At 36.3% G+C, this 11,733-nt stretch carries 15 protein-coding genes; all 15 read left to right on the forward strand.

Features of this window, described 5'->3' with window-relative positions:
* The coding region (locus tag BACCELL_RS27160; protein ID WP_007213720.1) for a DegT/DnrJ/EryC1/StrS family aminotransferase at positions 1-193 on the forward strand (193 nt) is incomplete at its 5' end.
* A 41-nt stretch (positions 194-234) separates the two neighbouring features.
* Positions 235-1,461 carry a hypothetical protein gene (locus BACCELL_RS19390; RefSeq protein WP_007213721.1) on the forward strand — a complete coding sequence of 409 codons (1,227 nt, stop codon included), beginning with the start codon at positions 235-237 and terminating at the stop codon, positions 1,459-1,461.
* A 138-nt stretch (positions 1,462-1,599) separates the two neighbouring features.
* Positions 1,600-3,081: a glycoside hydrolase family protein gene (locus BACCELL_RS19395; protein ID WP_044154137.1), complete on the forward strand. Its 1,482-nt coding sequence runs from the start codon at positions 1,600-1,602 to the stop codon at positions 3,079-3,081.
* Complete coding sequence (locus BACCELL_RS19400) at positions 3,071-4,078, forward strand: glycosyltransferase family 2 protein (protein ID WP_007213723.1); 1,008 nt, start codon at positions 3,071-3,073, stop codon at positions 4,076-4,078. The genes BACCELL_RS19395 and BACCELL_RS19400 overlap by 11 nt, the downstream gene beginning before the upstream one ends.
* A gap of 12 nt (positions 4,079-4,090) precedes the next feature.
* A complete protein-coding gene (locus tag BACCELL_RS19405) occupies positions 4,091-4,717 on the forward strand; it encodes an acetyltransferase (RefSeq protein WP_007213724.1) in 627 nt (208 codons plus the stop codon).
* Between the two features lie 24 nt (positions 4,718-4,741).
* Positions 4,742-4,978 carry a phosphopantetheine-binding protein gene (locus BACCELL_RS19410; RefSeq protein WP_007213725.1) on the forward strand — a complete coding sequence of 79 codons (237 nt, stop codon included), beginning with the start codon at positions 4,742-4,744 and terminating at the stop codon, positions 4,976-4,978.
* Entirely contained in the window at positions 4,975-5,718 is a 744-nt protein-coding gene (locus BACCELL_RS19415; RefSeq protein WP_007213726.1) for an SDR family NAD(P)-dependent oxidoreductase, read from the forward strand. Before BACCELL_RS19410 ends, BACCELL_RS19415 begins: the two co-directional genes overlap by 4 nt.
* A 1-nt stretch (position 5,719) precedes the next feature.
* Positions 5,720-6,475: an SDR family NAD(P)-dependent oxidoreductase gene (locus BACCELL_RS19420; protein ID WP_044154239.1), complete on the forward strand. Its 756-nt coding sequence runs from the start codon at positions 5,720-5,722 to the stop codon at positions 6,473-6,475.
* 15 nt (positions 6,476-6,490) lie between these two features.
* Positions 6,491-7,888: an AMP-binding protein gene (locus tag BACCELL_RS19425; RefSeq protein WP_007213728.1), complete on the forward strand. Its 1,398-nt coding sequence runs from the start codon at positions 6,491-6,493 to the stop codon at positions 7,886-7,888.
* Between the two features lie 13 nt (positions 7,889-7,901).
* Complete coding sequence (locus tag BACCELL_RS19430) at positions 7,902-8,141, forward strand: hypothetical protein (protein ID WP_007213729.1); 240 nt, start codon at positions 7,902-7,904, stop codon at positions 8,139-8,141.
* Between the two features lie 11 nt (positions 8,142-8,152).
* On the forward strand, positions 8,153-9,211 hold the full coding sequence (locus BACCELL_RS19435) for a 3-oxoacyl-ACP synthase III family protein (RefSeq protein WP_007213730.1): 1,059 nt from the start codon (positions 8,153-8,155) through the stop codon (positions 9,209-9,211).
* Position 9,212: 1 nt separating this feature from the next.
* On the forward strand, positions 9,213-9,680 hold the full coding sequence (locus BACCELL_RS19440; RefSeq protein WP_007213731.1) for an acyltransferase: 468 nt from the start codon (positions 9,213-9,215) through the stop codon (positions 9,678-9,680).
* 39 nt (positions 9,681-9,719) lie between these two features.
* A complete protein-coding gene (locus tag BACCELL_RS19445) occupies positions 9,720-10,328 on the forward strand; it encodes a sugar transferase (protein ID WP_007213732.1) in 609 nt (202 codons plus the stop codon).
* Positions 10,329-10,949, forward strand: a complete 621-nt coding sequence (locus BACCELL_RS19450) for an MBL fold metallo-hydrolase (protein WP_007213733.1) — start codon at positions 10,329-10,331, stop codon at positions 10,947-10,949.
* Positions 10,894-11,688: a glycosyltransferase family 2 protein gene (locus BACCELL_RS19455; RefSeq protein ID WP_052309571.1), complete on the forward strand. Its 795-nt coding sequence runs from the start codon at positions 10,894-10,896 to the stop codon at positions 11,686-11,688. The genes BACCELL_RS19450 and BACCELL_RS19455 overlap by 56 nt, the downstream gene beginning before the upstream one ends.
* Positions 11,689-11,733 lie beyond the last annotated feature (45 nt).

The raw sequence follows: 11,733 nt of genomic DNA on the forward strand, positions 1-11,733 counted from the left end.
GAATGCTGAAGACATTTATCCAAGACGCTATTTCTATCCTTCAGTGAATACCTTTACACAGATACTTCCTTATGTAGAAATGCCTGTTTCCGAGGATATTTCGAAAAGAATACTTTGCTTGCCTTTGTACTATGGTTTGGCAAAGGAGGATATTGAAAGAATTGCTAATGAAGTATTATTATTTTCTCTATAATATAAAGTCTTATTTTATAGACCTATACTATTTCTTCTAACATGCTTATTACTAAATTTAATAAGGAACAGCCAGCTATCTATTTTCTAATATTAGCTATGTGTGTGTCCATGGAATTGTATTTTACATGGCGATTTCCACAGTCTCTTGTTAATTTTGCATGTGCACTTGTATTACTTCCCTGCTTATTGAAAGTAAAAGTTCCTCAACAATCATTGTGGGTGATTTTTTTGCTTATTATAAATTTTATATATAATTATACTCATAATACAGTATCATTTTCATTTCTTTCTTTTCTAAACCTTAGTTCTGTTATAATTATTTCAATATTCATTGTTTTATCGAGTATTGCTTTTAAAATTAAGCTTTGGCATGGATTTGATTGGTTTATGAAATGTATTTGTTGTATATCTTTGATTGGCTGGTTTCTGTATTTGGCAGGAATTCCTTTGCCTCATTATTACTCAGATACAACGGATTTTTATACTCATGAAGTTTACTATTTATTTATTGCGGGGGCAGATAATATATTGGAAGAGTTACTCCCTCGTTTTTGTGGCATGTTTTTAGAACCGGGACATGTTGGAAGTACTTGTTGTTTGCTTTTGTTTATAAATAGATTCAATTTTAAAGATAAATCTAATTATATATATCTTCTATCAATTATATTTTCTTTGTCATTGGCTGCTTATGGTCTCCTTTTTATAGGTTTGTGTCTTCATTATCTTTTAAAAGGGGTACATGTTCTAAAATATATTTTATTTTTAGGAGTGCTTGCATGTGCTTTTTACATTTTTGGTTTAACCTATAATAATGGTGATAATATATTTAATGAGAAAATATTGAGTAGACTGATGTTTGTCGATGGTGAACTTTCAGGAAATAATAGGACATCTATGTTGTTCGATGCTTATTATGAAGATTGGTTGAAACATGGGGATCTAATTAATGGTTATGGGAGAAAAGCCTATGGTGATGGCACTGAGTCTACAAATATATTACATGGATGTGCAAGTTATAAACGTTTCTTTTTTATAAATGGAATTATTGGTTTTATATTAGTTTCCATTTTATATTGGTCTTTATTTTATAAATATCGTTCAAATCAAACTTGGGGTTTTTTGGTGTTGTATGTGATTTGCAATATGATACGAGACTATCCTTTTAGATTAATGTGGCTTTATCTATTCATATTAGGTTCTGTTATATTGTCACTTCCCCCAAGTGCTATAACATCTGCAAAAGTTAATTCTCCTGATACAGATTAGTATACGATATTGATATTTATAAGACGATTTATATACTTGAAAGCGTTGTGATATATTGAAATTACCTAAGTATATAACGTTATAAAAAAGTTGTGCAATATTCTTATGTATAAAAATATTGTATATCATACTTCTATTATGAGAGTGATTGTTAGTATTCTTTTGATTTTTTATACTACTCTGGGATTTACGGCAGTAAATGTATCTATTCGTGTCAGTACGGTTCTTCAGCTTTCAAAAGATAATATTTTATGTACGGAAAAGTTGCCTAGAGTTTATTCTAAATTGATTGTCGATGTTAAATGTGAATTGGATGGACGACACTTAGTTTTACCATCAGGAGCAGAGTTGGCGATAGAAGGAAAAGGGTATATTGATAATGGTATAATTGAGGGAAATAATAGTGTTTTGACGGTTAAAAGTCAAGGACCTGTCATAGGTTTGAATATTTTGATATTAGGAACGTGGCATAATGATGAAGTCTATGATTCATGGTTCTATTTTGATAATTCTCCAGACTTCGTCTCAAATTGTATTATCAAGAATGCATTGTCATTGACTGACGATTTTCATTTTTGTCACATTTATTTTCAGGCTGATAGAAACTATTTTTTTGAATTACCTTACAAAGGTGAAGCAAATCTTGGTGATAAATTACCATATTCAATGGTGGGAAAGGTGAAAAAGAGAAAATATGCGGATTTGTATAAAGATGAATATTCTTTTTTGAGGATATTTACTATACCATCGAATACTCATCTTACTATTCAAAATCATTTTAGGATGCTTCCGACCAATCAAGGTGCATATTTTGTTTTTTGGGAGTATGGAAAGGATAATGTAATAATTGATGGTAAAGGATCTATTTCTGGAGATGTAAGAGAACATATCTATAACTCACCTTTCGTTAAGAGATCAAACTATTATGGTGAGTGGGGGCATATTTTTTGTTGTAGAGTTTGTTCCAATTTTCGCTTTAAAGATATTACGATAGAGAATTCCTTTGGAGATTGTATATTGTATACTTCAGATTATTCAAATGAACATATCTCAAACAGATGTTCGAAGGGATTAATAATTGAAAATGTGAAAATTAAATATGCTCGTAGAAATGGGATAACGATAGGTGCGCAAAATGTAGTGATTCAAAATTCATTATTTGAAAGTTGTGGGATAGATTCCATAAAAGGGACAGCTCCCAAAGCCGGTATTGATTTTGAACCTGATGGAGTAAGGGTCTATCCTGAAACAGGAAATGACAATGTATATATGAGAAATTGCATTTTCATAAATAATGAATATGATGTGTCATCTACATTTAATAACCTTGGAACTTTCAATAAGATTGCAACTCATATTTTAAATTGTGAATTTACGGCTCCTTTGCGTCTTAATACCACTAATTGGATTGAATTTAACAATTGTGTTATACCAGATATAACTAACTATCAAGATAAAATTACAGAGAAATGTCCTGTAAAGCATGTTACATTTAAAGATTGCATCATTAAGAAGATGCCATCAATTCTTCTAACACCTTCTTGGAACAATTTGTTTCTTCAATGTAATATCATTGAAATAAAAGAGGATATAATGAGTTTTTCAACAAATGACAAATAATGAATTGCATATATATGCTCCTGTTGTCATCCCTACGCTTTGTAGATATGAACATTTGAAACGGTGCATCGATACATTGTCGGAATGTACCGGAGCAGACGAGACGGAATTGTATGTTGGGCTAGACTTTCCTGCAAAGGAATCTCATTGGGAGGGATATAGAAAAATTTGTAATTATCTTCCTACCATTACTGGATTTAAAAATGTAGTAGTCATCCGTAGAGAAGAGAATATGGGAGCAACCAGAAATGCACGTGATCTCTTAGATATAGTACATCAAAAATTTGACTGTTATATCTTCAGTGAAGATGACAATGAGTTTTCGCCAAATTTCCTTGACTATATTAATACTGGTTTGAATAAATATAAAGATAATCCTGAGGTGATTGCTATTTGCGGCTATACTGAATTAGGATATAATTATAGCTGTATGAAAACATATCCATTCAATGCTTATCCGATTGTAGGATATAATGCGTGGGGAGTAGGCGTATGGTTTGACAAGAAGCCTACATTTACTACTACTGTTGCTGACGAAATTCTCTCTTCTTTTAAAACAGTTTTTAAAGCAGTAAAGCTTAATCAGGGGATTGCTATACATAGGATGATGTATAGAAAGCGGAGTAATGCTACTGGAGATTTATTATGGAGATTATATTGTGCTTTCAATAAGAAATACTGTATTTATCCGAAGGTTTCAAAAGTTCGGAATTGGGGCTTTGACGGAAGTGGAAGCAATTGTGCCGCTTTGACATTCTATTCGGAGATGGAGATTGATAAAGATAAAACGTTTGAATATGATAATTTCGAGATAAAAACATATCCCGAGGTGAAGGTTCTACAAAAAAAACTTTATGGTTTGAGTGGAATTAACCTGTTTGCTTTCTTATTTGAATATCTTCTTTATAGAATGACAGGGGGAACCTGTTTTCGTGATATAAAATTAATTAGAAAAATAATGCAACTAAAGGTAACTTTAAAAAATATTACGAAGTAGTATAAAATAATTATGAAGCAACTAATTATAATTGGAGCTGGTGGTATGGGACGTACCATGTATTCCAACGCTTTAGAGTGTGTAGGGTATGGAACGGAATTCATTGTAAAAGGATTCTTGAATGACTTTCCCTCATTGGACCAGTTTGAAAATTATCCTCCTATTATTGGAACAATTGAAAACTATCAGCCACAAGATGAAGATGTTTTTGTATGTTCAATAGGAGATAAACAACGTAAACAGTGCATTGAGAAAATTCAGGGTAGGGGTGGTGAATTTATTAATCTGATTCATCAGACAGCTCGTTTCTATACTAATGCAAAATTGGGAAAAGGTAATTTTATCGGTGCGTATACAGTTATTGGTAATGATGCTCAAATAGGCGATTTCAATATGATTCAATCCTATACTGTTATAGGGCATGATGATAAAATTGGCAATTGGAATCGTATTGATACTCATGTTACGTGTGTTGGTGGTATAATAATAGAAGATCATGTAAATATCCATACTTCGGCTGTGATAAGTCATAATGTAGTGGTAGAATCAGAGGCCAATGTTGGGGCTTGTAGTTTTGTGATTAGAAGGGTCAAATCTGGTACAACCGTATTTGGAAATCCAGCCAAGAAACTTGTATAATATTATTTTAAAATCATAATAATTATGGAAATCAAAGAATTCATTGAGAATTTTGCTGATCAGTTCGATGAAACTGATGCAAGTGTACTCACTCCTGAGACAGTGTTCCACGAGTTAGAAGATTATTCATCACTTGTAGCCTTATCTATTATAGCCATGATAGATGAGGAATATGGTGTAACATTAAAAGGTAGCGATATGAGTGCGGCTATCACTATTCAGGATTTGTTCAATACGATTCAAGCAAAGTCGGAAGAATGAGTTATAATCCTTTTTCGCTTGTAGGAAAAACAATCCTTGTTACTGGAGCAGCTGGTGGTATTGGTAGAGCCACTTCTGTAGAATGTGCCAAATTGGGTGCAACACTTATCCTTACAGATATTAATGTGGAAGGGCTTAACGAAACTCTTGGTATGTTGGAAGGTGAGGGGCATACAGCGGAGGTCGCTAATTTAACCAGTCAGGAATGCCTTGACGATCTTGTCGCGCGTTTGCCCAAATTGGACGGTTTTGTCAGCAATGCCGGTGTTACTAAGCCAATGCCGGTGAAGTTCATTAACAAGGATGATATGGAACGTATTCTGTCCATTAATACGCTTGCGCCAGTGTATCTGACTCAAAGACTTTGCCGGAAGAAGAAACTTAATGAGGGGGCTTCAATTGTTTTCACCATATCTGTGGGAGGGATCTATACTACTGCTCCTGGTAATGCAATGTATGGTGCATCAAAGGGGGCTTTACAAGTATTTATGAAAAATGTGGCGTTAGAAATGGCGCCTAAAGTGAGATGTAACAGTGTAAATCCGGGTATGGTAAATACGAAGCTTGCAGGTCGTTCCTATTCTGAGGAGGACATGTTAAAGGATATGCAGACATATCCGTTAAAACGCTATGGTGAACCTCAGGATGTGGCTCTTGCTATTGTTTATCTGTTGTCTGACGCTTCTGCGTGGGTAACAGGGCATTCATTAATAATAGATGGAGGTAAAACATTATATTGATATGAAATTACTTGAAAATAAGATAGCTCTCATTACAGGTGCCGGTCGTGGTATCGGTCGTGTTATTGCAGAGCAGTTTGCACAGGATGGTGCTACTGTGTATGTCAATGACCTTCAAATTGGAGATATGGAGGAGTGGGCTGCTGATTGTTCTGCTCGTAACAAGGTGAAAGTCGTTCCAATTTGCTTTGACGTAACTGATAGTTCAGCCATGAAGAGTGCGTTGATGACTATCTACAAGACTGAGGGACGTATAGACTGTGTAGTGAACAATGCGGCCATTATAGCTAATCAGAAGTTAGGTATGGTCACAAAGGATTTGTTGGAAAAAATGTATAGTGTGAATGTCTTTTCTTTGATAGATATGTTACAAATAGCATCTCGTCTGATGACACGTACGGGTGGTGGATGCTTTGTGAATATTGCATCTATTACAGGTGTGGTAGGTTCACCAGGTCAGGTGGCATATTCTTCTTCTAAGGGCGCTGTGATAGCTATTACTAAGTCGGCTGCCAAGGAGCTATCTCCGCAGCAAATACGTGTGAATGCAGTTGCTCCCGGTATCATTAAAACGGAGCGTTTTGAAGAACTATATGAAGCAAACGGTGACAAGATTGACAATCGTATCAGTCGAATAGCTCTCGGACGACTGGGAACTCCACAAGATGTAGCCAATGCTGTCTCTTTTCTTGCTTCTGACCGTGCTTCATATATATCAGGGCATATCCTTGGTGTGGATGGTTGTGCCTCTATTTAAAATAAACAGACATATATGATATTACATTTAGATAGGCAACCGCATGATGCAGTTGCTGCAATTGATTCTTCAGGACATATCTTGAAGTATAGTGAATTATTGTCTTTTTCGGAAGAAATCAATAGCTTACTTCCTGAACGTTCTTTACTTTTTTTACTTACGGAAAATAATGTAGGTGGAATAGCGTGGAGCATAGGAAGTATCAATTCGGGTAATGTTCCGCTAATACTGAATGCGCATACAGAACAAGGATTGTACCATAATTTGTTTGATCTCTATCGTCCTGCATTTCTTTGTGTTCCTTCCAGTCAAGTAGCCACTTTTACCTATGAGACGGTGATGGAACGCTATGGTTATACGCTTTTACGTACGGGAATGGATACTTGTCCTCTGTACGAGGAACTTTCGCATTTACTACCCACTTCTGGATCTACAGGTAGTCCCAAGCTTGTGCGCCATAAATATAGTAACATAGAAGCGGCAGCTTTGAATATATCAACGTTCTTCGGTCTTACAGAAGCAGATCGTCCTTTACTGGTTCTTCCTTTGTACTATACTATGGGGCTTTCCGTGGTGTTCAGTCATCTTTATGTTGGTGCAACAATCCTCATTACAAACTTGAGTATGACTGATAGAAACTTCTGGGATTTTATGAAGGGACAGCGAGCTACTAGTTTTACAGGTGTTCCTTACAGTTTTGAAATATTAAATCTGATGCGTTTCTTTCGTATGGATCTTCCTGACTTGACATTACTTACTCAAGGTGGTGGCAAAATGCCTCGGCAATTAAATTTAAAATTTGCAGAGTATTGTCGTGACCATGGAAAGCGTTGGATTGCTACTTACGGACAATCGGAAGGTACTGCTCGTATGTCTTATCTTCCACCGGAGTGGGCGATTTCAAAGTGTGGTAGTATAGGTCAGGCGGTTCCGAATGCTGAATTGTCCTTGATAGACAGCGACGGGAGTATTATTGATACGGCGAATACAGAAGGAGAAATGTGCTATCGTGGTAAGAATGTGACGATGGGATATGCTCGTAGGCGCGAGGATTTGTTATTGGGTGATGAACGCAACGGATTTATGCGTACCGGTGATCTTGCCTATCGGGATGAAGATGGATGTTACTATATTGTAGGACGTATGGGACGTTTCTTAAAGCTGTATGGAATGCGCATCGGACTAGATGAGTGTGAACAGATTATTAAGGGAAAATATCCGATAGAGTGTGCTTGTGTGGGTACGGATGAGAAAATGACAGTTTATTTGACAGATGAGAAATATGTGAATCTGGCTAGGGAAGAGTTGGTGGAGAAAACCAAACTTGTGGCATCTGCTTTTGATGTGAAGATAATTGATGCAATTCCCAAAAATGAAGCTGGAAAAATATTGTATAGTAAGTTGAAATCATAAAATAGAAAATATAATGACTGATATTGAAAAATATAATGACGCTTTTGTAGAAGTGTTTGGTGTAGATAACTCTGTATTAAACAATGGTTTTTCAAAAGAAAGTGTAGAAGCATGGGACTCTGTTCATCAGCTGAACATAATTGCTTTACTGGAAGAATCTTTTGATGTAATGTTCGATCCGGAAGATATTATGGAATTTACTTCTTATGGCAAGGGGCGTGAAATCCTGAAAAAATATGATGTTGAACTGTAAAGTTTAATTTTATGGCAAGGTGGAAAATTAAGAATGTCGGAATGAAAGGAGTGGCTATGGCTGTTCCGAAAAATGTAGTGAAGACATCAGATTTTGATTTCTTTTCTCAAGAAGAGGCAGAGGTGTTTGATAATGCGGTCGGTATAAAAAGTCGTCATATTGCTCCAGATAGTATGTGTGCATCTGATATGTGCCAGGCTGCTGCGGAAAAGTTGATTGAAGAGTTGGGATGGGAGAGGGATAGTATTGATGTACTCTTGTTTGAGTCTGTGACAGGCGATTATCGTACTCCTCCTACTTCTTGCATATTGCAAGATAGATTAGCACTGTCGGAGAACTGTTTCTGTATGGATATCCCTATGGGATGCTGTGGATGTATGTATGCAATAACGGTTGCTGGCAATTTGTTGACGACTGGTAATGTGAGGCGTGCTTTATTACTTATAGGTGATACTGCATTACGCATGGGGTCGATGAAAGACAAGAGTCGTGTGCCATTATTTGGTGATTGTGGTACGGCAGTTGCTTTGGAGTATGATGAAACCGCTAATGATATTGTTGTTGATTTTCATACTTATGGTAAGGGCTATGAGGCATTGATGACTCCACATGGAGGCTTTCGCCATCCAGCTAATCCTACTTCTTTTGAATATGAAGATTTTGGGAACGGTATAGTTCGGGCTCCTATTCATACTCTCATTAATGGAATGAATGTCTTTTCTTTTGCCATATCTCGTCCACCTAAATCCATTGAATCTTTTCTCGCAGATTATAATCTTGATCGTAATGTGGATATTGATTATTTTCTAATACATCAAGCAAACAAGATGATTGTTGACCGCATTGTTAAGAAGTTAAAGTTTCCTCAGGCAAAGGTTCCTTATAATTTGGAAGAATTTGGTAATCTGGGAGGTGCCTCTATTCCTTCTTTGATGGTAAGTCGATTACGTGATGAACTGATGACTAAAGAATGTTCATTGCTTATGTCTTCCTTTGGACTGGGGCTTACATGGGGGACTATGTGGATGAAGAGCAAACCTATGTATATATCAGATGTTATTAAGATTTGATATGGAAAAATTATCTTTAAGACAAAAAATTAGTCGATATATAAATCTTAGTTATTCATTTTATCTACGTAAGATAAAGGGAGTTGATTTGGGTAGAAATTGTCAGATTTCTTGGAGAGCTGTTATTGATAGGGCAAATCCAAAGGGAATTCATATTGGTGATAATACTCGAATAGCTTTGGAGGCTTTGATTATAGCACATGATTATTCACGAGGAACTCATATGTGGTGTGATACTTATATCGGGCACCATTGTGTAATCGGTGGACGTGCAATAATATTACCTGGAGTAACTTTAGGTAATCATGTTTTTGTTGGTGCAGGTAGTGTGGTGACAAAGAGTTTTCCGGATAACTGTTTAATTGCAGGTAATCCTGCAAGAATAATAAGAACAGGAATTGAAATTAGTGATAAAACTCAAATTATAAAATCTGGAGAATTAATTAAGAATAGAGCTTCTGTACAATAAATGAAGTGACTACTTGATGACTGAAAGGAATATTTATTTATGTATCGTAATTTTCTTAAACGCTTGATAGACTTTTTCATAGTTCTTTCTGCCTTACTTATCATTTGGCCAATCTTACTTATTATTATCATTTTCCTTCATTTTGCAAATAAAGGTGCCGGTGTCTTCTTTACCCAGGCTCGTCCCGGGAAAAATGCCCAGATATTTAAGGCTATTAAATTTAAGACCATGACGGATGAACGGGACGCGGAAGGCAATCTGTTGCCGGATGACGTTCGTCTGACAAAGGTTGGAAAAATAGTTCGTTCTCTTTCCATAGATGAACTGCCGCAGTTAATCAACGTTCTAAAGGGAGATATGGCATTAGTAGGACCTCGTCCTTTGTTAATCAAATATCTTCCTTTATATTCGGAAGAGCAATACCGCCGTCATGAAGTTCGTCCTGGAATTACGGGTTGGGCACAAGTGAATGGTCGGAATAGCATATCCTGGACTAAGAAATTTGAACTGGATGTTTGGTATGTGGATCATATCTCTTTCTGGCTGGATATAAAAATCATCTTCCTTACAATCAAAAAAGTATTTATTCGTGAAGGAATAAATATGGAAGGAAGTGCAACAACAGAACCATTTAATGGACATAATTAAATGTATATCCATCGGATCGTAAACAGCGTATTTACTTCAAATACGTATATTCTTACAAGTGAGGGGAAGTCGGCTTTTTTAATAGACATCGGCGATGTTCAGCCTGTAAAGGAGTTACTGGATAACGATGGGAAAGTTGTGAAAGCAGTATTCCTGACTCATACTCACTATGATCATATTTATGGGATTAGGGAACTGATAAAAGCATATCCGGATTGCATCATTTATACTTCCTCTTTTGGAAAGGAAGCTCTAGGTTCCGACAAGTTAAATTTCTCACGTTATCATAATGATCCCATTGTATGGACTGAAAATAATATCAGCATACTGGGAGAGGGTGATAAAATAGAGATTACTACTGGAAATGTTTTGGAAGTACTGGAGACGCCGGGGCATGATAAAAGTTGCTTAACTTATAAATTGGGTAATGATGTTTTTTCAGGCGATTCATATATTCCCGGTGTGAAAGTAATAGCTTCATTTCCGAACAGCCATAAAACGGATGCCGTAAAATCAAAAGAGCGTATTGTCCGCTTGGCGGATGGACGTAACTTGTACCCCGGACATGGAGATGCTTATATCCATTATAACGGTTGTATTGAACAGGGAGGCAACGGTTGAAGATACGCTTCGATCTGTTCTGGCTCAAACTTATCCTCACATAGAGTGCATTGTTGTTGACGGAGGTTCCGTAGATAATACCGTTTCTGCAATAGAAAAGTATGTTCCTTTGTTTGAAGGACGACTGAAATATATCAGTGAAGCAGATTCCGGTGTTTACGAAGCCATGAACAAAGGTTTGCGGATGGCTACGGGAGATGTTGTCGGTTATCTGAATTCTGACGATGTTTTTAAAGATCGGCATGTAATAGAAACAATAGCCCAAACTTTTGAACAGCCGGAGATTGATGCTGTATTTGGGAATGTGTTGTATAGAAGAAGGAATGGCGAACGATTGCTTCGTAGATATTCGGGTAATCATTTTAACCCCGGGATGTTGCCCTATGGCATAATGCCTCCCCATCCTTCTTTTTATGCAAGAAAATCGTGTTATATAAAGTCCGGAGGATTTAATACGAGTTTCCGGATTGCCGGTGACTATGAATTATTTTTGCGTTTTTTCCAGAAGGAAAGGATTTGCTACCGGTATCTTGATCTTGACGTAGTAGTGATGCGCTTCGGTGGGATTAGCAATAGGAGTTTTTATAGTGTATTATGTGGGAATAGCATTGAACTTATGAAGGCATGCAGAATTAACGGTATATATACGAATTGGCTTATGCTTTTTTCCCGCTTTTTTATGAAAGTGGGAGGAGTTATCCGATGGTTGATAGTGCCTCATTATATTTGGCGGAAATAGCCATCCCTCTTTTTCGATTTATAGTTTTATAATCACATAATTTTA

This window comes from Bacteroides cellulosilyticus DSM 14838 (assembly GCF_000158035.1).
In the GTDB taxonomy this organism is placed as follows: domain Bacteria; phylum Bacteroidota; class Bacteroidia; order Bacteroidales; family Bacteroidaceae; genus Bacteroides; species Bacteroides cellulosilyticus.